This window comes from Nocardiopsis moroccensis (genome assembly GCF_055763695.1).
Genome location: NZ_CP199747.1, coordinates 5,904,005 through 5,923,340, shown reverse-complemented (window position 1 = coordinate 5,923,340; position 19,336 = coordinate 5,904,005). Strand labels below are relative to the sequence as shown.

At 71.4% G+C, this 19,336-nt stretch carries 16 protein-coding genes; 4 read left to right on the top strand and 12 right to left on the bottom strand.

The annotated features are described in order from the left end of the window. Nucleotides 1–70: 70 nt before the first annotated feature. The 4 genes from gatA to ACUKCB_RS26205 all read right to left on the bottom strand — a co-directional run bounded on the left by gatA (nucleotide 71) and on the right by ACUKCB_RS26205 (nucleotide 2,636). Complete coding sequence (gatA, locus tag ACUKCB_RS26220; protein WP_473038208.1) at nucleotides 71–1,567, bottom strand: Asp-tRNA(Asn)/Glu-tRNA(Gln) amidotransferase subunit GatA; 1,497 nt, start codon at nucleotides 1,565–1,567, stop codon at nucleotides 71–73. Further along, the gene (gene gatC, locus ACUKCB_RS26215) at nucleotides 1,568–1,867 is read right to left on the bottom strand and encodes an Asp-tRNA(Asn)/Glu-tRNA(Gln) amidotransferase subunit GatC (RefSeq protein ID WP_191274162.1); all 300 of its coding nucleotides are present in this window, start codon (nucleotides 1,865–1,867) and stop codon (nucleotides 1,568–1,570) included. Nucleotides 1,868–2,016: 149 nt separating this feature from the next. Then, nucleotides 2,017–2,241 (bottom strand): helix-turn-helix transcriptional regulator, encoded by a 225-nt coding sequence (locus ACUKCB_RS26210; RefSeq protein ID WP_473038207.1) that lies wholly within the window; start codon nucleotides 2,239–2,241, stop codon nucleotides 2,017–2,019. Then, nucleotides 2,238–2,636, bottom strand: a complete 399-nt coding sequence (locus ACUKCB_RS26205; protein WP_473038206.1) for a hypothetical protein — start codon at nucleotides 2,634–2,636, stop codon at nucleotides 2,238–2,240. The genes ACUKCB_RS26210 and ACUKCB_RS26205 overlap by 4 nt, the downstream gene beginning before the upstream one ends. A gap of 375 nt (nucleotides 2,637–3,011) precedes the next feature. Between ACUKCB_RS26205 and ACUKCB_RS26200 the strand changes: the two genes are divergently transcribed. Further along, nucleotides 3,012–3,953 (top strand): hypothetical protein, encoded by a 942-nt coding sequence (locus ACUKCB_RS26200; RefSeq protein WP_473038205.1) that lies wholly within the window; start codon nucleotides 3,012–3,014, stop codon nucleotides 3,951–3,953. 117 nt (nucleotides 3,954–4,070) lie between these two features. Here the strand turns inward: ACUKCB_RS26200 and ACUKCB_RS26195 are convergent, their stop codons facing one another. From ACUKCB_RS26195 to mnmA, 6 genes are all read right to left on the bottom strand, one after another. After that, nucleotides 4,071–6,107, bottom strand: a complete 2,037-nt coding sequence (locus tag ACUKCB_RS26195) for a putative bifunctional diguanylate cyclase/phosphodiesterase (protein ID WP_473041146.1) — start codon at nucleotides 6,105–6,107, stop codon at nucleotides 4,071–4,073. Between the two features lie 177 nt (nucleotides 6,108–6,284). Continuing rightward, on the bottom strand, nucleotides 6,285–8,534 hold the full coding sequence (gene ligA, locus ACUKCB_RS26190; protein ID WP_473038204.1) for an NAD-dependent DNA ligase LigA: 2,250 nt from the start codon (nucleotides 8,532–8,534) through the stop codon (nucleotides 6,285–6,287). A 59-nt stretch (nucleotides 8,535–8,593) separates the two neighbouring features. Then, nucleotides 8,594–9,703: a methionine synthase gene (locus ACUKCB_RS26185; protein WP_473038203.1), complete on the bottom strand. Its 1,110-nt coding sequence runs from the start codon at nucleotides 9,701–9,703 to the stop codon at nucleotides 8,594–8,596. Between the two features lie 68 nt (nucleotides 9,704–9,771). Beyond that, nucleotides 9,772–10,422 (bottom strand): HAD family hydrolase, encoded by a 651-nt coding sequence (locus ACUKCB_RS26180; protein ID WP_473038202.1) that lies wholly within the window; start codon nucleotides 10,420–10,422, stop codon nucleotides 9,772–9,774. 9 nt (nucleotides 10,423–10,431) lie between these two features. After that, nucleotides 10,432–11,019, bottom strand: coding sequence for a DedA family protein (locus ACUKCB_RS26175; RefSeq protein WP_473038201.1), 588 nt, complete (start codon nucleotides 11,017–11,019; stop codon nucleotides 10,432–10,434). Nucleotides 11,020–11,135: 116 nt separating this feature from the next. Beyond that, nucleotides 11,136–12,257, bottom strand: a complete 1,122-nt coding sequence (gene mnmA / locus ACUKCB_RS26170; RefSeq protein WP_473038200.1) for a tRNA 2-thiouridine(34) synthase MnmA — start codon at nucleotides 12,255–12,257, stop codon at nucleotides 11,136–11,138. Nucleotides 12,258–12,382: 125 nt separating this feature from the next. Between mnmA and ACUKCB_RS26165 the strand changes: the two genes are divergently transcribed. The 3 genes from ACUKCB_RS26165 to ACUKCB_RS26155 all read left to right on the top strand — a co-directional run bounded on the left by ACUKCB_RS26165 (nucleotide 12,383) and on the right by ACUKCB_RS26155 (nucleotide 17,486). Next, entirely contained in the window at nucleotides 12,383–13,567 is a 1,185-nt protein-coding gene (locus tag ACUKCB_RS26165; protein WP_473038199.1) for a DUF695 domain-containing protein, read from the top strand. Nucleotides 13,568–13,701: 134 nt separating this feature from the next. Continuing rightward, nucleotides 13,702–14,745 carry a hypothetical protein gene (locus tag ACUKCB_RS26160; RefSeq protein WP_473038198.1) on the top strand — a complete coding sequence of 348 codons (1,044 nt, stop codon included), beginning with the start codon at nucleotides 13,702–13,704 and terminating at the stop codon, nucleotides 14,743–14,745. 380 nt (nucleotides 14,746–15,125) lie between these two features. Further along, nucleotides 15,126–17,486 carry a tetratricopeptide repeat protein gene (locus ACUKCB_RS26155; protein WP_473038197.1) on the top strand — a complete coding sequence of 787 codons (2,361 nt, stop codon included), beginning with the start codon at nucleotides 15,126–15,128 and terminating at the stop codon, nucleotides 17,484–17,486. 125 nt (nucleotides 17,487–17,611) lie between these two features. On the opposite strand, the gene ACUKCB_RS26150 is transcribed toward ACUKCB_RS26155, so the two are convergent. Together ACUKCB_RS26150 and ACUKCB_RS26145 are read right to left on the bottom strand one after the other, a co-directional pair. Next, nucleotides 17,612–17,929 carry a hypothetical protein gene (locus ACUKCB_RS26150; RefSeq protein ID WP_473038196.1) on the bottom strand — a complete coding sequence of 106 codons (318 nt, stop codon included), beginning with the start codon at nucleotides 17,927–17,929 and terminating at the stop codon, nucleotides 17,612–17,614. Nucleotides 17,930–18,083: 154 nt separating this feature from the next. Beyond that, nucleotides 18,084–19,178, bottom strand: a complete 1,095-nt coding sequence (locus tag ACUKCB_RS26145) for a hypothetical protein (RefSeq protein ID WP_473038195.1) — start codon at nucleotides 19,176–19,178, stop codon at nucleotides 18,084–18,086. Nucleotides 19,179–19,336 lie beyond the last annotated feature (158 nt).

Sequence of the window (19,336 nt, the reverse complement as noted above, 5' to 3'; positions counted from 1 at the left end):
CCCCGCGCCCCCATCCGGGAGCGCGGGGCTTTCGGCGCTTACGTGCGCCGGGCCGCGTGTCCGACCACTGTCAGGCGACCGCGTACGGGCTGCGGGCGATCAGCGAACCGTCCCGCTCGGTCAGGGCGCGCTCGACGGCGGCCGCGACCCGGTAGGTGCGGTCATCGGCCAGCGGGGGCGCCATGATCTGGAAGCCGACCGGCAGGTCGTCCTCCGGGGCGAGGCCGCACGGCACCGACAGCGACGCGTTCCCGGCCAGGTTGGACGGGATGGTGCACAGGTCGGCCAGGTACATGGCCATCGGGTCCTCGGAGCGCTCGCCGATCGGGAACGCGGTGGTCGGTGTGGTCGGCGAGACCAGCACGTCCACGTTCTCGAAGGCGGCGTCGAAGTCGCGCTTGATCAGCGTGCGCACCTGCTGGGCGCTGCCGTAGTAGGCGTCGTAGTAACCGCTCGACAGGGCGTAGGTGCCCAGCATGATGCGGCGCTTGACCTCGGGGCCGAAGCCCTCGGCACGGGTGAGCGCCATGACCTCCTCGGCGCTGCGCGTGCCGTCGTCGCCGACACGCAGGCCGTAGCGCATGGCGTCGAAGCGGGCCAGGTTCGAGGAGGCCTCGCTGGGCGCGATGAGATAGTACGCCGACAGGGCGGCGTCGAAGCTCGGGCAGGACACCTCGACGACCTTGGCGCCCAGGGACTCCAGCAGCTCCACGGTCTCGCGAAAGCGCTGGCGCACGCCGGGCTGGAATCCGTCGCTGTCCAGTTCCTTGACCACGCCGACGCGCAGGCCCTCGACGTCTCCGAGGCGGGCGGCGTCCGCCACCGCGGGCACCGGAGCGTCGATGGAGGTGGAGTCGCGCGGGTCATGGCCGGAGAAGGCTTCGTGGAGCAGGGCGGCGTCCAGCACGTTGCGCGCGAACGGGCCCGGGGTGTCCAGGGAGGAGGCGAAGGCGATCATCCCGTAACGGGAGGAGCCGCCGTAGGTCGGCTTGCCGCCGACCAGGCCGCACACGGCGGCGGGCTGGCGGATGGAGCCGCCGGTGTCGGTGCCGGTGGCCAGGGGTGCCTCGAAGGCGGCCACGGCCGCGGAGGAGCCGCCGGAGGAGCCGCCGGGGATGCGTCCGGTGTCCCACGGGTTGCGGGTGAGGTGGTAGGCGGAGTTCTCCGTGGAGGAGCCCATCGCGAACTCGTCCATGTTGGTCTTGCCCAGGATGACCAACCCGGCCCCGCGCAGGCGCTCGGTGACGGTGGCGTCGTAGGGCGGCTGCCAGCCTTCGAGGATCTTGGAGGCGGCGGTGGTGGGCATGTCCTTGGTGGTGAACACGTCCTTGTGCGCGACCGGCACACCGGCGAGGGGGCCCAGGTCGGCACCGGCGGCGCGCTTGGCGTCCACCTCGCGGGCCTGGTCGAGGGCGGTCTCACGCCGCACGTGCAGGAAGGCGCCGATGTCGCCGTCGACCGACTCGATCCGGTCCAGGTAGGCGGTGGTGGCCTCCTCGGAGGAGACCTCACCCGCCTTGATGGCCGCGCCGAGGTCTGCGGCGCTGAGCCTGATGACGTCGCTCATCTACTCTTCCTCCCCAAGGATCCGCGGAACCCGGAAACGCTGGTCCTCCACCGCGGGGGCGCCGGCCAGGGCCTGCTCGGGGGTGAGGCCGGTCCTGGCCTCGTCGGGGCGGTAGACGTTGGTCAGCGGCAGGGCGTGCGAGCTCGGCGGGATGTCGCCCTGGGCGACCTCCTGCACCTTGGCCACGGCGGTGAGGATGTCACCGAGCTGGGCGGCGAGCGTGTCGAGCTCGCTCTCGTCGAGCGCCAGCCGCGACAACCGTGCGAGGTGCGCGACCTCATCGCGGGTGATGGCGGTCATCAGATGAGAACCGTTTCTTCGGCGGACGGATGATCAGCCCAATCCTATTGGCCCCAGCCCGGTCCGCGGGCCCGCTCCCCGTCACCTGAGGCCCATGACACCCGGTTCGCCGTCAATCCTGTTCAGGTCCCCGACCGAGTCGAGGCCCGCTAGTCGGGGCGGACGAGCTCGAGGTCCTCCGGGTCAGGGGTGAAGATCTCCTCGATCACCACGCCGAACACCGCTGACAGGCGCATCGCGACCTTCAACGTCGGTTCGTACCGGCCCTTCTCCAACGACACGATGGTCTGACGCGACACGTTGATCCGCTCCGCGAGCTCGGCCTGGCTCCACCGGCGTTCTGCACGCAGCACCGGCAGGCGATTGGCGATCACTCTGCCTCACCGCCCGGCTGGCGCCACACGAACACGGTGACCCACACCAGCCCCGCGGCGGCGGCAGGTACCGCGGCCGTCACCCGTGGCAGCCCGGCGAACGCCTCCAACAGCGCGTACCCGAGCCCCGCGACCACGACCACCAGCACCGTGACCATCGAGGCCCGCGCCGCGTCCTGACGTTCGACGCCCTCCGTGTCTCCGCGCAGCAGCGCCCGCACGGTCGTCGTGACCAGCACGACCAGTCCGAGGATCGCGACGACCGCCAGAACCCATCCCGTCCACGACGGCAGCGCGTCGAGCGCGTGCAACGCTCCGGCCACCACCGACGCAGCGAAGAACGCCACCGTCCCAGCGACGATCAGGACCCACTCACGCACACTTAATTTCGTCATACCCACGACTGTAAAGTGTGCTTGTCTATATGACAAGTACGCTTAACAAAAAGCCTGATGTGATGAGCGGCCTCCACTCGAGGCGGCGGGGAGGCGCACCCGTCCCCGCCCGGCGGGTACCCCGCTACAGGGCAGGACCGATCGCTAGACGGGGTACCGGTTCACGTGCGCCTCGGCCAGGGCCACACCGAGGAAGCGGAGGCGTTCGACCTCCCCGGTGGCGGCGTGAGCCGCTGGGGCGCGCGGAGCAATGTGTTACCGGTCGTGTACTTTTCGAATGCGATGGTCATCCTCGATCGCCCCCTGATCCCCGAGCCCCCTCCGGAACATTGATCGGAAGGAGCCGCGCCCGGCATTCGTGGGCGAAAAGACCTCATGAACCTCACTAAGACCCCCCAGGCCTTCGCCGTTTTCGGAGTCGTCACGAGTCTGGTGCTCACCAGCTGCTCCAACGGAAACGATTCGGACTCCCCTGCGAGCGCGGAGTCGTCCGGTACCGTTTTCGAGTTCCAGTCCGAGGGCGTCGAGCCCTCGAACGAGTTGGTCGTCCGCGTCCCCGACGATCTGCGCGAGGCAATGGGATCCGATGCGGAGGACCTCGCCGTCGACGAGATCCTGATCACCGCACGCGAGGTCGACGGCGTCGAATACTGCGCCGCGGACCTCGCCATCACGTACGGCACCGACGGTGCCGAACGGCTCCTCGAACCGAGCTCCGCCGAAGCCCGCAGAGCAGCGGAGGAGGAACGAATCATCGAGCAGATCAACGGGGCGTTGCCGGACGAGACCGTCTCGTCTATCGACGAGGCCATCGTGATTGTCGACGAGGTGATCGAGCGCGGCGTCGAAGAGGGCCGCAGCGAAAGCGACATACAGAAATCACTCTCGGTGTGGGCAGTGCCATTGTTGACCAGGGAAGTCGCCAGTCGATACGTGGATGGTGACACCGGGCAGACCATGATCGACCGCCACCTCGACTCCTTCGAAGAGCACGAGGAGCCGGAGGCCACCCGCCTGATCGGGGTGTTCGACCTCCCCAGCCCCAGTGACGGAGCCCGTCCCGTGTCGGACTTCGACGAGTCCGCACCGGAGTTCGGCTCCTACGTCAGCGACGACCTCTCCACCGTCGTCGCCGTCACCAGCGGCTGCGCCGCGTCGGCGAACGACCCGGACAACGCCATCGAGATGACACTGCCGGTCCCCGGCGAGGCGAGCGCCCAGCTTCAGCTCTCCGTGATGACCGATGGCACGATCGGAGTCACGGGCACGGTCGAGGGCTATGTGCGGGACGCAAACGGCTCGTGGATCTCCGACTGATCCGTACATCCGCACCGCACCACATCACGGCACCCCGGGAGGACCAGGCGCTCTCGGGGTGCCGTCGTCCCGACCTGCGACCAGACGCCCTCTTCACGATGAGGGCAGGACCGGTCGCTAGACCGGAGTACCGGTGTCGTGGGCGGACATCCAGGCGGGGACGTCGCGGGCCTTCATCGGCCGGGCCAGGTGGTGGCCCTGGGCGGCGTGGCAGCCGGTGTCGCGGGCGGCCTCGGCCAGGGCCCGGGTCTGTACGCCCTCGGCGGTGGTGCGCATGCCCAGGGCGTGGACCAGGGCGATGGCCCCGTGCACCACGGTGCGGCCGTTGGCGGTGCCGTCGACCAGGCGGGCGGTGAACGACCCGTGGATCTTCACCTCGTCCAGCGGCAGCCCGGCCAGCTGGGCGAGGGTGAAGTGGCCGGTGCCGAAGTCGTCCAGGGCCAGTCCCACGCCGAGGGAGCGCAGGCGTTCGACCGCCCCGGTGGTGGCGTCCAGGTCGGTGATGAGGGTCTGTTCGCTGATCTCCAGGACCAGCTGCTCGGGTGGGACGCCGTGCTCGCGCAGCGCCGCCGCGACGGTCTCGGGGAGTTCGGGGTCCAGGAGCTCTCGGACGCCCAGGTTGACCGCGACGGGAAGGGTGAGCCCCGCCTTCCGCCACTGGGCGAGGCGGGCCAGGGTGATGTCCAGGACCTGCCCGGTGAAGGCGCGGAACAGGTTGGAGTGCTCGATCACCGGCATGAACTCGTCGGGGGTGAGCAGGCCACGGTGCGGGTGGCGCCAGCGGGCCAGGGCCTCCAGGCCGATCGGCCGCTCGTCGGCCAGGGACACCTTGGGCTGGTAGTGCATCTCCAGGGCGCCGTCGGCCAGGCCCCTGCGCAGCTCGCTGTACATGCTGAGCCGTGCGGTGGAGTTGCGGTCCTTGCCGGGGTCGTAGCTCTCCACCCCGGTGCGGTCGGCCTTGGCGACGTACATGGCGACGTCGGCGCGCTGCATGAGGAGCTCGAAGTCGGGCGCGTCGTCGGGGTACAGGGCGATACCGGTGCTGACCTGGAGGTCGAAGTCCATGCCGTCCATCCGTACCGGTTCGGACAGCGCGCCCCGCAGGCGCAGGGCCACCTCGCGGGCGGACGCGGTGTCGCGCACCTGGGGCAGCAGGATCGCGAACTCGTCGCCGCCGAGCCGGGCCACCAGGTCGGCGGGGCGGACGCTGTGCGTGAGGCGACGGGCGAGGGTCTGCAGGAACCGGTCCCCGGTCGGGTGGCCGAGGGTGTCGTTGACCTCCTTGAACCGGTCCAGGTCGAGCAGGAGCAGACCGACCCGGGTGCCGCGCTGGTGCGCCTGGGCGACCTCCTGGCGGGCACGGACGGTGAGGAGTTTGCGGTTGGCCAGGCCGGTGAGTTCGTCGTGGTTGGCCTGGTGATCGCGTTTCACCGACAGCAGGGCGCTGGTGTAGAGGGCGCCGAGGGGGAAGGCGAACAGCGGGACGTAGAGCACCGAGTGGGTCATCGCGATGACGATGAGCGGGGACAGGCTGAGCAGGACCGTGTTCACGTAGACCTGCTGGCCCAGGCCCTTGAACATGACCTGCTGCAGGGGCACGCGCTCGTGCATGGCCACGGCGGACAGCACCAGGACCCGGTTGACCAGGAACGACGCCGCCCCGGCGAGGGCGATGGCGACGAGTTCTCCCCCGGCGGGCAGCCAGGGGGAGGTGACGATCCCGGGGAGTGTCAGGCGCAGCACCGCGTCGGCGGTTCCCAGGGTCAGGACGTACTGGGCGGCGTTGAAGGCGGTGCGGTGGGGCGCGTGGCGGCGGGCCGCCCCGGCGACGACGGTGGCGGCGCACTGCAGGAGGGCCGCGACGGGCAACCCGTAGAAGATGACCAGTGCGAAGGTGAAGGGCAGCGAAGTGGGCGCCCCGCTGCCGGGCGCCTGGCCGGGCATGGCGATCGGCCTCAGCTCGCCGAGGGTCACCATGCACAGCAGCACCCATACCAGGGGCTCCCCCGCCAGGTTGGCGAGCTGCTCGAGGCCGAGTTCGAGGCTGGAGAAGGCGAGCAGCGCCGCCCCGGCGGTGGTGGCGGCCGCCATGTAGAGCCAGAGCGGCGTCCCGACCCGGGGGCCGATGTCCCGGGTGCCGATGGGGTCCTTCATCAGAATCCTCATGACCGATATCCGAGATATGTCTGTGTCCATATCCGGAGCGTTGTTGCACAGCTTACGGGCTTTCGTCACCAACTGTCGCCCGACAGGAACTATCAGTTAACCCTCTTGTAAGCCGGAAAGGGCAGGGATCCGCCGGATCCCTGCCCGCGCGCCCGGACCGTCCCCCTACTCGGGCTCCTCCACGGGGTTGGTGCGGAGCTTCTCCGCGGCCTCCGGCCCCTGGGACAGCAGCACCCGGAACCCGGCCTCGTCAAGCACGGGGACGCCGAGCTTGACCGCCTTGTCGTACTTGGAACCGGGCGCGTCGCCGACCACCACGAAGCCGGTCTTCTTGGAGACCGACGCGGTGGAGCGGCCCCCGCACTCGGCGACGGCCTCCTTGGCGCCGTCCCGGGTGAACCCCTCCAGGGAACCGGTCACCACGACCGTGACGCCCTCCAGCACCCGCGACCCCGGCGCCTGCCCCTCGTCCTCCATTCGGACCCCGGCCGCCGCCCACTTGCGGACGATCTCGCTGTGCCAGTCCACCGCGAACCACTCGCGGATGGACGTGGCGATGGTCGGGCCGATCCCGTCCACCGACGCCAGCTCCTCCTCGGTGGCGCTGCGGATCGCCTCCATGGACCGGAAGTGGCGGGCCAGGTCCTCGGCGGCGCGCGGGCCGACGTGGCGGATGGACAGGGAGACCAGCACCCGCCACAGCGGCTTGCTCTTGGCCTCCTCCAGCTGCTCGAACAGCTTCTCGACGGTCTTCTTCGGCTCGCCCTTCATGTTGGCGAAGAAGGAGACGACCTTGGGTTCACCGGTCCTGGGATCGGTCTTGGGCTCGGTGGTGTCCGGGTCCAGGACGTGCGTGCGGATCGGCAGCAGCTGCTCGACGGTGAGGTCGAACAGGTCGCCCTCGTCCCTGAGCGGCGGCTCGGCGGGCTCCAGCGGCTGGGTGAGCGCGGTGGCCGCCACGTAGCCGAGCGCCTCGATGTCCAGGGCCTTGCGCCCGGCGATAAAGGCGATGCGTTCGCGCAGCTGACCGGGGCAGGAACGGGCGTTCGGGCAGCGCAGGTCGACGTCGCCCTCCTTCTGCTGGCCGAGTTCGGTGTCGCACTCGGGGCAGCGCTGCGGCATGACGAACTCGCGTTCGGAGCCGTCCCGCAGGTCCGTCACCGGGCCGACGATCTCGGGGATGACGTCGCCCGCCTTGCGCAGGACGACGGTGTCACCGATCAGCACCCCCTTGCGGGCGACCTCCTGCGCGTTGTGCAGGGTGGCGAACTCGACCTCCGAACCAGCCACCACGACCGGCTCCATCACGCCGTAGGGGGTGACCCGACCGGTGCGGCCCACGCCCACCTTGATGTCGACCAGCTTGGTGGTGACCTCCTCCGGCGGGTACTTGTACGCGATCGCCCACCGGGGCGCCCGGCTGGTGGAGCCCAGTCGGCGCTGGAGGGCGAAGTCGTCCACCTTGACGACGATGCCGTCGATCTCGTAGGCGGGGTCGTGTCGGTGCGCCTGGTAGTACGAGACGTACTCGCGGACCTCCTCCATGGTGGACACGACCCGGTAGCGGTCGCTGAGCGGCAGCCCCCACTCGCCGAGGAGCCGGTAGGTCTTCGACTGGCTGGTGAGTTTCACTTCCTCCGGCGCGCCCGCCGGGGCGTCGACACTCCACCCCCCTTCCGCCTCGCTGTACCCGGCGGGGACGTAGGCGCCGACCCCGTGCACGATCATCGACAGCGGCCGGGTCGCGGTGACCCTGGGGTCCTTCTGCCGCAGCGAGCCGGCTGCGGCGTTGCGCGGGTTGGCGAAGGGCGCGTGGCTGCCGTCCTCGGTGATGCGCCGGTTGAGTTCGGCGAAGTCCTCGACCGGCAGGAAGACCTCGCCGCGCACCTCCAGCAGTTCGGGGGCGGGCCGCACGCTCTCGTCGAGCTGTTCGGGGACCACGCCGATGGTGCGGACGTTGAGGGTGATGTCCTCACCGACCCGGCCGTCGCCCCTGGTCGCGGCCCGGATCAGGCGGCCCTTCTCATAGACCAGGTCCACGGCCAGACCGTCGATCTTGAGTTCGCACAGGTAGGCGTCGACGGGCACCTCGGCGGAGGCGCGGTCGGCCCAGGCATTCAGCTCCTCGGGGTCGAAGGCGTTGCCCAGGCTCTCCATCCGGACGAGGTGTTCGACCTCCGCGAAGTCGACGCTGATGGGCGCGCCGACCTTCTGGGTGGGCGAGTCCTGGCTGACCAGGATCGGATACCGGTCCTCGATGTCGCGCAGTTCGAGCATGAGCCGGTCGTACTCGGCGTCGGAGACGATCGGTCTGCCCAGGTAGTACCGGTAGCTGTGGTCGTCCAGCTCACGGCACAGCTCGGCGTGGCGGGCGCGTACCTCGTCGGGGACGGTGGTGTTGTCGGGCGCGCTCACAGCCTGCCTTTCATCGTTGCTTTCGCGGAGGGGCCTGTGGGGGTCCGGTGTGGAGGGGGCTACTTGCGGGGCTCGTCCCTCAGGACCCTCGCCCCGGCTCGGACGGCTTCGAGTGCCGCTCTGGCGTGCCGGGGTGAGGCCCCCGCCAGACCGCAGGTGGGTGTGGTGACCACCGCGGCCGACAGCAGGTCGGGGCTGAACCCCAGCCGGTTCCAGAGCTCGCGTACGGGGTCGACGATAGTCGCCGGGTCCGACATTCCGGGGACCTGAGCGGGCCCTGAGGGGCGGGTTCCGGCAGGGGACGCACCGGGTTCGGCGGCCGAGCCGGAGACGGGCGGGTCCGTGGCGGGGACGGTCCCCAGCAGGAAGCCGACGCCGTCCTCCACGGCGTCCCCCACCATCTCGTCGTGTGCCCGCTCCAACAGGAGCGCGTTCATGCTCAGGGCGCGGGCCCCGCTACGGCGCAGGAGGTCGATGGGAACCCCGGGCGCGCAGCAGTGCGCGGCGGGCACGGCCCCGGCCTCGGTGATCGCGGCGAAGAGCGTGCGCAGGACCGCCTCGACCTGGATCCGGTCCACGGCGGGCAGGACGCCGAGACCGCTGGCGGTGGGGAGGGAACCGAGCAGGACGGACGGCAGGGAGGGCTCGTCGATCTGCACGAGGAGCCGGGCCCCGGGGACGCGCCTGCGCACCTCGGCGATGTGCGCTAGGGCGCCCTCCAGGTGGGACTCGGCGAGGTCGCGGTGGGCGCCGGGGTCCGAGACCAGGCGCTGGCCGTTGCGGAGTTCGATCGAGGCGGCCAGGGTCCAGGGCCCGGCCAGTTGGATCTTGAGCGGCCCCTCGTAGGTGTGGGCGTGGTCGGTGAGGGCGTCGAGGTCGTAGGAGAGGAAGCTTCCGGCGCGGGCGAGGTCTCGGCCGGGGGTGTCCGCGACCCGCCAACCGGTGGGCTGGACCTCGACGGGTAGGTCGACGAGGAGGCCCGCGGTACGGCCGATCATGTCGGCACCCGCACCGCGGCCGGGGAGTTCCGGTAGGTGCGGCAGGTCGGGGAGCTCGCCGAGGACGGTACGCATCGCTTCGTCGGGGTCCTCCCCCGGCCAGGATCCGACACCGGTGGAGGACGCGACGGGCCAGGGGTAGGACTGCTGCTGTTGACTCACGTTGCCCAAGGTTAGAGCAACCGGGGACGGGCGGTGCTGCGGCCGACACGCGCCCGGGCGCCCCGCCCGGGCCCGGGTCAGGGTGTGCTGAGGACCAGGCCGTCGGGGCCGGTCTCCAGGGAGCACCGGGTGAGGTTGTCGACGACCTCGGTGGCGCCGAGCCCTTCGAGCTCGAAGCGCTCGTGGGAGGTGGCCACGGCCAGTACGTCGGCCCCGGCGGCCAGGCCCGCACGAATCCCCGCCGGGGCGTCCTCGACGACCAGGCAGCGGGCCGGGTCATGGCCGAGCCGGGCCGCGGCCCTGAAGTAGCCCTGCGGGTCGGGTTTGCCAACGGTGACGTCGTCGGCGGTGACGAGTACGCCGGGCACGGGCAGGCCCGCGGCCTCCAGACGGGCGGTCATGAGCCTGCGCGTCCCCGAGGTGACGGCGGCCCAGCGCGTGGCGGGCAGTGCGGCGAGGAGTTCGGCCGTGGCGGGGAGGGCGGTCACGCCGTCGAGGTCGGCGAGTTCGAGTTCCTCCAGCTCGGCGGTGGCCTCGGCCACCTGTTCGTCGGGTAGGAACATCGCGATGGTGTCCTCGGAGCGCCTGCCGTGGGAGACCTCCAGGATCTCGTCCGGGTCGGTGCCGTGGGCCTCGGCCCACAGGCGCCAGGTCCGTTCCACGGCACCGGTGGAGTCCACGAGTGTGCCGTCGATGTCGAACAGGACGGCGTCTACGGAGATGCGCATGGTCCCACGCTAGCGATTGGGACCCTCGGCGGTGATCCTGCCCGTGCCGCGGGTCCGGTCGGACGGCCCGGTTTCCGGCGCGGCCGCCGCCTCGGAAGCGATCGCGGCGGCTCCGGGCACGGCCCGGGGGCGGTGGGTCAGCCGGGCGCGCAGCACCAGGGCGCCGACGGCCAGCACGGCCGCCGCGATCACACCCGTCGCGGTCCACGGCGACCGGAGAAAGAGTTCCAGCCAGGTTCCGACCAGCCCGGCGATGACCGTGCCCCACAGGCCCGCCCAGGCCAGACCGCCGACGAACACGGCGGCGAAGTACCGGGGGAAGCGCATACGCACGGCCCCGGCGGAGAAGTTGATCGCCGTCTGCATGCCCACGGTGAAGAAGCTGAGCGTGACCACGGGCGCGCCATAGCGGTCGATGCGCCGTTTGGCGGCGTCCAGCTTCGGTCCGAGGCGCTCGCCCATGCGGCTGCGGGTGACACCGGCGCCCAGCCCCCGGCCGATCCAGTAGGTCGCCGGGGCCCGGAGCAGGATCACCACGAGCAGCGTGCAGTAGATGACCCAGAAGGGCTGACCCTCGAGAAACGCGAACTGCGGCATGGACCGGACCCCTTCAACACCTCGACCCCCCCAACTTTGCATTGCCTTACCTAACTTCGGCAAGGGGCGCGGGACGGAAAAGGCGTGTGGTGCGTCCTACCGCGACCGGTTCACCGTCACGCCGGAGCGCTGCGCGAACCCGCCGTGTCCGAAGCCGCCTCCCGCGAACGCGCGGTCGAGCGGATGGTCGCCGAGCCCAGCACCGTGTCACCGTCGTAGACCACCACGGCCTGGCCCGCGGCCACACCCTTGGCGGGCTCGGCCAGTCGGACCAGCAACTCCGGGCCGTCCTCGGCCTCGCGCTGCACGACCGTGGCCGGGTACACCTCGCCGTGCGCCCGCAGCTGGACGCGGCACTCGGTGGGCTCGGCGAGCGGCTCGCTGCCGCTCCACACCGGCCGGGTCCCCACGATCTCGTCCACCCGCAGCGACTCGCGCGGGCCCACCGTCACCGTGTTGTTCACCGGCTCGATGGAGAGCACGTAGCGCGGGTTCGGAGCGCCGCCCAGGCCCAGGCCCTTGCGCTGGCCGACCGTGAACGCGTGCGACCCCTTGTGGCTGCCGACCACGTTGCCGTCCTCGTCCTGGATCGGACCCGGCTTCTCGCCGAGCCGACTGTTCAGGAACCCCGCGGTGTCGCCGTCGGCGATGAAGCAGATGTCGTGGCTGTCCGGCTTGTCCGCCACCGAGAGCCCGCGCCGCTCCGCCTCCGCGCGCACCTCGTCCTTGGTGCAGTCCCCGAGCGGGAACATCGCGTGGGCGAGCTGTTCGGCGTTGAGCACACCCAGCACGTACGACTGGTCCTTGCCCTCGTCGACGCTGCGCACCAGGCGCCCGTCGAGCTTGCGGACGTGGTGGCCCGTGGCCACGGCGTCGAAGCCGAGCGCGACGGCGCGGTCGAGCACCGCCTCGAACTTGATCTTCTCATTGCAGCGCAGGCACGGGTTGGGGGTGTTGCCCGCCTCGTACTCGGCGACGAAGTCCTGGACCACCTCGCGGTCGAACTCCTCCGACATGTCCCACACGTAGAAGGGGATGCCGATGACGTCCGCGGCACGGCGGGCGTCGTGGGAGTCCTCCACGGTGCAGCAGCCCCGCGCACCGGTTCGGTAGGACTGTGGGTTCTTGGAGAGGGCCAGGTGAACGCCGGTGACGTCGTACCCCGCCTCGGCCACACGGGCCGCGGCTACCGCGGAATCGACCCCGCCGGACATGGCGGCCAGTACACGCAAAGTCATAACGCCCCCAGCCTATGCGCCCCGCGGAGGGCGGGGCCACGGCACGGTCCGCACGGGGGTGTGCTTTGGGACGCGCCCGGCCCCGGGGGGACGCGGTGGTCGTCCGGTTCTGCGAAAATCGGGGTATGGCTCTGTTCCGTCGTCGCCGCTCCGCCGGCTCCTCCGACTCCGCCGAATCCACGGCCGCCGTCACCGCGTTCTGGGACGCCTGGCCCGCCGTTCGCTCGGCCCTGGCCGACTCCGTCGAGTCCGGGACCCCCGCCCCCGCAGAGGTGTCCGAGCAGGTCTCCGCCCTGGTCAGGGAGATCCACCCCGACCTCGACTGGGAGGTGGGGCAGGCGCCCCGGCCCCAGGGCGGGCTGGACGAGTTGGACCTGTCCCCGGACGTCGACCCGGCCAAGCTCCTGGAGCAGCTCGCCGCCCTGGACGACCCGTCCGGGCTCACCGATGCGCCCTCCTACGCGATGACCCTGCGGCCCGGCCCCTCCGAGGAGGCGCGCATCCAGTCCGAGCGCTGGTTCCGGTCCGCCCCCGAGGACACCGAGTGGCGGTTCCTCCCGGTGCGCCCCGCCGACCACGAGCAGCTGGGCAGCACGGTGCGCTGGGACGACCACGAGCTGGACCTGTCCCACGTGTCGGTGTCGATGCGGGTCGACCAGGGCGCCGGCAAGATCGAGGTGGGCGTCTACCACCCCGACAACATGTTCCTGTCCGGTGAGGCCCGCCAGGGCGTGGCCGACCACGTCACGATGCTGGCGCTCGGCGAGGACGAGGTGGTGCGCTGGGTCGGGAAGGTGATGTCGCTGGACGAGCGGCCGCTGGACCCGCTCCCGCCGACCTCCATGCCCGCCGTCGCCAAGCAGATGGGCGACCTCCTCGGCGGGACCGACGGCTGGGTGACCCTGCACGGCAGGCTTCCGTTGCAGGGCCCGGTGGAGATCCTGCTCCGTCACCCGGTGACCCGCCGCGACCTGCCCGCGCTGTCCCTGTTCGTCCAGGTCCTGGTGCCCTACGCCGACGCCGACGCCGACCGGCTCCCCGAGGAGACCTCGGCGGCGGCCCTGTCCGACCTGGAGGCTCGGCTGTCCGGGATCCTCGGCGAGAACGGGGCGCTGTTCATGCAGCAGACCGCGGGCGGGCAGCGGATGTACGTCTACTACCTGGACCCGGACTCCGGTGTGCTCCCCGAGTTCGAGAACGAGCTGATGGACTGGCCCGAGGGGAAGGTGCAGCTGCGCACCCAGATGGACCCGAAGTGGCAGCAGTTCAACCTGGCCCGCCGCCCCTACGTGCGCAAACTGGGCCTCTAGTGCGGTGACCGCGGGGGCGACCGCCCCGGTCCGGGACCCGCCGACGGGTCAAGGTCGATTCGGCGGTTCGTGCATCTGGCGCCCAAGCGACAACAGGCGTAACGTGTCGTCCCCGCTCAGGAGGTTGGGGTCTGATGGACGGCGTGCTCCCGCGAACGCCCGCGGGCCGGCCCCGGGCAGCCGCGGCCGGCGCGATCCTCGTCCTGTGCCTGTTGGCCGCCCCACTGATGTCGCTGTTCCCCGTCGCTGTCTGGGACCTGACCCACACCCTGACCACGGACGGGGCCGGATACGAGTCGCTGCTGGTCGCGCCGGTGGCGGTCGGCGGCATCCTGCTGATGCTCCTCCTCTGCGCGTACTGGCTGAGGAGCGCCGGGGTGGCCCATCCGACCTCCTGCGCCTCCCTGGCGGTCGGGGTCTCGATGGCCACACCCGTGGTGATGGGTTTCCTGGCGCCCGCGTTCACCCCTCTGCCCGGCGGCCTCGTGGCGAACATCGCCGCGGTGAGCGCCCTGTTGTCGACCGCCGCGCTGGGCGTGTGCGTACTGTCCAGCCGCCCGGAGGGGCACCGCCAGCCCGGGGTTCTGCCGGGAGCGGCGGTGGCCGTCGCCGCACTGCTGGTACTGCCGTTGGCGTCCGAACACATGCGCGGCCGGTTCACCGAACAGCGGTCGCTCGCCCAGATCAACGGCTTCGAGTACACGATCGCCGTGCTGGACTCCCCGCGGTGGGTGCCGGTGCGGGTGCACGAGGTGCATGACGGCCTGCGGATGACCTACGTCCGCGACGGCGGAGCGGAGGGGGCGCCCGATGCCGAAGAACGTGGCGGGGCGGACCCGGGGTACGGGCCGGAACCGGAGGACGGCGAGGGGGCCACGGCCGTCCACGTGCTGAGCTGGACTCGGGAGCGGGCCGCCGAAGGGCTCCGCGACGACTGCGGGTTCCCCGAGGTGGAGTGCTCGCAGGAGGAGGGCCTGCTGGCCGTGTACCGGGACGCGGACGGCCGGGACGGCAGTGGCCCGAGCGAGGTTCGCACCAGGCTCGACGACGGGACCGTGGCGAGCGTGCACCCCGCCGGCTCCCTCCCCCCGAACCAGTTGTTCACCGTGGCTCGCTTCCTGCGCGCCGAACACCCCGGTGAGCGCAACACCCTGGTCGACACCGTCCTCCGGCGCTGATCCCGCTCCGGGCCCGGGCCCCGTGGCACTTGGCCGAAGCGTGTCGGCCCCGGTCATGCCAACCCCGGCCGCAGGGGCCCCTCAGCCGCCCCGGGCCGGAGCCCGCCGCCCGTGGACCGTTCGGCGTGGCCGGGGGCGCCCCCTCCGATCCCCCGCACGGGTCGGGAACGGATTCCCGGGGGTCTCGGACAACCCCGGAACCAACCTCGCAGCACTGACCTGGGATAGCGCAAACGATGGGGTTGACTCCCCTCTGTGATGGGAACTGGATCGTCCGAAACCCCTTTGCCCCCGGGGTTCCCGACACACGGTCGGGGCATACGACACGTAGGTGCGATGGGCGCGCGCGGCTCCCCCAGACCCCGGGAAGGGTGTGGCTGTTGAACTCTGGCCACGAACACGGCAACGGCACGACCGCGGACGGCAACCCCCTCGGTCCAGGCCCCAACCACTCGACCCCGAGGGGCACCCCCTCCCAGGAGGACGACTTCCACACCAGCCGAAACCCGGTGAACTGGCCGATCAGGGTGGGGTTGGTCCCGGAGCCCGCAGCACACCTGCGGCGACGCTCCCTCTCCGACGTCCTCGACGAGGCCCTCTCCTGTTTCGGCGGCCCCGCAGCGCACCAGGTCCTGTCCGGGGCCGGCGGTGTCGGCAAGACCCAGCTCGCCGCCCAGCACGCCCGTTCCCTGCGCGAACACCCCGATCCCAAACAGCGCCCGGAGGTCCTCGTCTGGGCGGACGCCGCCACCCGCGAGGGGGTGGTCTTCGCCTACGCCCAGGCCGCCCGCCAGCTCTTCGCCCGGGTCTCCGACGACGCCGAACTGGCCGCCGGGCAGTTCCTCGCCTGGCTGCACGAGCCCGTGGACGCCGAGGGCCACCGCTGGCTGGTGGTGTGGGACGACCTCACCGACCCGGCGGAGGTCGAGGACCTGTGGCCGCCACCGGGTACCGGCCACGGCCGGACGGTCGTCACCACCCGCCGTCACGACGGCACGCTCGACCCGCGCGGCCGGCGCCTGGTCACCGTGCACGGCTTCTCCGCCCCCGAGGCGCACGCTTACCTGCACGCCTCGCTGGTGGAGGCCGAGATCGAGCACACCGACGACGACCTCCGCTCCCTCACCGCCGACCTGGGCCACCTCCCCCTCGCCCTCGCCCAGGCCGTCGCGTACATGGCGGACCTGCAGCTCTCCCCCTCCGCCTACCTGGCGCTGTTCCACGAGCGCACGGCCGGGCTCGCCGACTCCTTCCCGCGCTGGGCCACCCGCTCCCCCGCTGCCGCCACCTGGGAGCTGGCCGTGGAGCGCGCCGACGCCCACCGCCCCGAGGGGGTGGCCCGCCCCCTCATGGGCCTGATCGCCCTCCTGGACTCCGCGGCCGCCCCCGAACAGGTCGTCGTCTCCCGGCCGGTCCGCAACTACCTGGGGCGCCGCACCTTCCCCGCGCGCACCCTGACCAGGCACGAGGTCCGGCTGGCGCTGGCCTCCCTGGAGCGCCTGAACCTGGTCACCCGGGACACCCCGCTTGTGATCGGCGCCCACCACCTCACCCAGCGCGCGGCCCGGGAACACACGCGCAGCCGCCCCACCCGGGAGGCGGTCCGCACCATCGCGGACGCGCTGGTGGACGTGTGGCCGGACACCGCGCGCGACTCGGCTCTGGGGCGCCGGCTGCGCTCGAACACGGCGGTGCTGCGCGAGCGGACCGCGGGCCGGGTCCGGGTGTGGAGCTGGCTGTGGGAGGAGGGCATCCACCCGGTGCTGTTCCGGGCGGGCCGCGGCCTGGACTCGTCCCGGCAGGTGGAGTGGGCAGTGACGTACTGGGAGGTGCTGGCGGAGGCGGTCGCGCACGCCCTGGACCCCGAGCACCCGGAACACCCCGGCCGGTCCGGGACACCCGTCAACGTCGACCCCCTGGCGTACTGGACCGGGGCGACCGGAGACCTGTCGCAGGCCCAGCGATTCTTCGAGGAACTGTACGAACGCCAGCTCCGGGTGCTCGGCCCGGATCACCTCGACACCCTGCGTACCCGGCACGGGCTGGCCTACCTTCGGTCCCGGGCGGGGGACACCGCCGGCGCGATCGTCCGGTACCGGCACCTGCTGTCGGACCTGGAGCGCGTGGTGGGCGCGGACCGGGTGGAGACCCTGAGCACCCGCGGCAACCTCGCGGTGTGCCGGGCCGAGGCCGGGGACCTGTCGGCGGCGGTCCAGGCATCCCAGGAACTCCTCGCCGACCAGCGCGCACACCTGGGCCCCGACCACCCGAACACCCTCAACACGCTGCACAACCTCGCCCACTGGCGCGGGGTCGCAGGGGACCCGGAGGGTGCGGTGGCGGGGCTCCGGGAGCTGGTCGCCGTCCAGGAGGACGTGCTGGGTCCGGAGCACCCGAGCACCCTGGTCAGCCGACACAACCTGGCCTGTTGGCGGGCCCGGGCCGACGACACCGGCGGCGCCGTCCGCGCGTTGGAGGACCTGGTGGAGGACCGCAGCCGGATCCAGGGTCCGGGGCACCCCGACACCCTCACCAGCCTGCGGCAGTTGGAGCGGCTGCGCCGGGAGTTCCGGGACCGCACGCGGAGCCGTCCCAGCGGGCGGGCCCCGGACGACAGCGGCGCCCGCGAGAGCGAGGCCCACGGGAACGGGAACGGCAACGGTGGAAACGGGGGTTCCCACGAGGTGGATCCCAACGATGAACCCACCGGCCCCCAGGCCCTCAACCAGTCCTGGGGTTAGGGGCGGGAGGAGGTGACAGGCCTCGGAATCGGCCGGCCGACACGGTTCGCCCTGCACGAGCGGGGCGGGCCGAGCGGGGCCCGCGTAAGTCCAGGAACCGAGGGGCCCGGCCAGGGGCCCGCGGTTCACCTGCCGTACTTGGCCTTGAGCTGGTGCGCCAGCTTCGGGTACTCCTCCAGGATCCGTTCCTGTTCGGCCACGGGCAGCAGGAAGACGGTCTTGGCCACCTCGCTGTGGTGGCGCCAGAGTTCGTCGAACTCGCTCCACTCCTGCGAACCGCGTTCCGCCCGGTACCGCAGCGACTGGTAGATGCGCCGAACCTCGGTCACGCACCCCTCGAGCCGTTCACGGCGCTGCAGCCTGGCGACGTGATCCCGGTATTTGCGGTCCCGGTCTCGCTGTCTGGGGGTCCGGCCGTCGTCCTCTTCGGGCTCAGCGCTCATCAGTGTCCGCTCTCTCAGGGGCAGGTGTTCAGGCGGGCGGTCTCTCGGGGCCCCTGGGGTTCGGGGCCCTTCTGATCTTCGCACCCCTGATGTTCTTATCCCGATTCCAGGGTTGGGAACAGAGAAAACCCGAGATCGAAGCCTGCGTGCGACCTCACGGCCGCCACTCGGGTCCGCCGTTCTCTCCCAGGGCCACACTGCCGCCGACCTCGACGTCCACGGTCACGGTGCGCGCCTGCTCGTCGAGGATCGCGTAGGTCACCGACGCCCTCCCCGGGTTGTCGGTGGTCACCTCGATGCTCGACCGACCCTCCCCCTGCACGGACCCCCTCGGGGTCAGGGACACCTCCGGCATACTCTCGATGTCCCACTCCGCGTCGCCCCGCAGCGGAAAGAAGTGTCCCGGGTCATGGTGCAGCGGGCACCGCACCGGCCTGAGCTCCGTGGTTTCCTCTGCGCAGGCGTTGATGTGATTGTGGATCTGTTCGAGGACCGCTTCCTCGGTATCGGCGCGGACGGCCCCGACGGGGAGGGCGAGCCTCGTGTCCTGGTCGGAGCGCACCGTCACCGTCTCGGAGGCCGGTTCGAACAACGGGTGCTCGTAGGTGACCGTGTAGGTACCGACCACCGCTGTCGCACGATTGGTCCCCCCGGTGACAAGCCCGGGGGCATCCGGCTCGAGAACCACCCCTCCGATGACCAGGGGACCGTTCGGCTCGTGGGGCAGCACGAGCCGACCGACCACCGCGAAGTACGAGTCCGGCAAAAGCTCCCAGTCCCGGATCCACCCCGTGTCCTCTCGGATCGTCCTCGCCGCGGCGAGCCAGCCGTCCTCCCCCTCTTCCTCTCCGAACCGGAGCTGGGTCGCGTACGGCCTGGGGGCGTTCCTCCCGTACTCCTCCCCCGGGTCGGGGTGCCAGGGGCCGGTCTCCTGTGCCTCGCCCAGAGTGATCTCCGGGAGCTCCCATCCTTCGGACAGGGTCTCGGAGGTGAGTAGACCGCGGTCGTCAGGTGCCCGGACCCCGGTGAACCACTCTTCATGCTCGTGGTCGAGATCCACCAGTCCGATCAGCTCTTCCGCGTCCCCTGACTCCAGGGCTGCCACAAGCTCCTCCACCGGTGCGCGCGGGTCGGTGGCCAAGGACGCGGGCACTCGGATCGCAGCAGCCACCACGAGCAGGAGCACCGCCCCGAGCACCACCCACCGCCGCGATCTGCGCGCCTCCGGTAGCCGCTCTCCGCACGCCACACAGAACAACGACTCCGCGCGTGCCGCGACCGCGCCGCACTCGGGGCAGAGCCTACGCGCACCCGGTCCCCGCCCCGGCAGACCCCATGACCGCCACAGCCCTCGTGGACCTCCTGGTCCCCGTGGCATGAGCGGCGCCCTCTCCGTTCTTTCCCGGA

What these genes read in the sequence shown, in the direction of transcription:
- gatA (WP_473038208.1), bottom strand. Translation starts at nt 1,567, where the DNA reads ATGAGCGACGTCATCAGGCTCAGCGCCGCAGACCTCGGCGCGGCCATC.
- gatC (WP_191274162.1), bottom strand. Translation starts at nt 1,867, where the DNA reads ATGACCGCCATCACCCGCGATGAGGTCGCGCACCTCGCACGGTTGTCG.
- ACUKCB_RS26205 (WP_473038206.1), bottom strand. Translation starts at nt 2,636, where the DNA reads ATGACGAAATTAAGTGTGCGTGAGTGGGTCCTGATCGTCGCTGGGACG.
- ACUKCB_RS26200 (WP_473038205.1), top strand. Translation starts at nt 3,012, where the DNA reads ATGAACCTCACTAAGACCCCCCAGGCCTTCGCCGTTTTCGGAGTCGTC.
- ACUKCB_RS26195 (WP_473041146.1), bottom strand. Translation starts at nt 6,107, where the DNA reads ATGAAGGACCCCATCGGCACCCGGGACATCGGCCCCCGGGTCGGGACG.
- ACUKCB_RS26180 (WP_473038202.1), bottom strand. Translation starts at nt 10,422, where the DNA reads ATGCGCATCTCCGTAGACGCCGTCCTGTTCGACATCGACGGCACACTC.
- ACUKCB_RS26175 (WP_473038201.1), bottom strand. Translation starts at nt 11,019, where the DNA reads ATGCCGCAGTTCGCGTTTCTCGAGGGTCAGCCCTTCTGGGTCATCTAC.
- mnmA (WP_473038200.1), bottom strand. Translation starts at nt 12,257, where the DNA reads ATGACTTTGCGTGTACTGGCCGCCATGTCCGGCGGGGTCGATTCCGCG.
- ACUKCB_RS26165 (WP_473038199.1), top strand. Translation starts at nt 12,383, where the DNA reads ATGGCTCTGTTCCGTCGTCGCCGCTCCGCCGGCTCCTCCGACTCCGCC.
- ACUKCB_RS26160 (WP_473038198.1), top strand. Translation starts at nt 13,702, where the DNA reads ATGGACGGCGTGCTCCCGCGAACGCCCGCGGGCCGGCCCCGGGCAGCC.
- ACUKCB_RS26150 (WP_473038196.1), bottom strand. Translation starts at nt 17,929, where the DNA reads ATGAGCGCTGAGCCCGAAGAGGACGACGGCCGGACCCCCAGACAGCGA.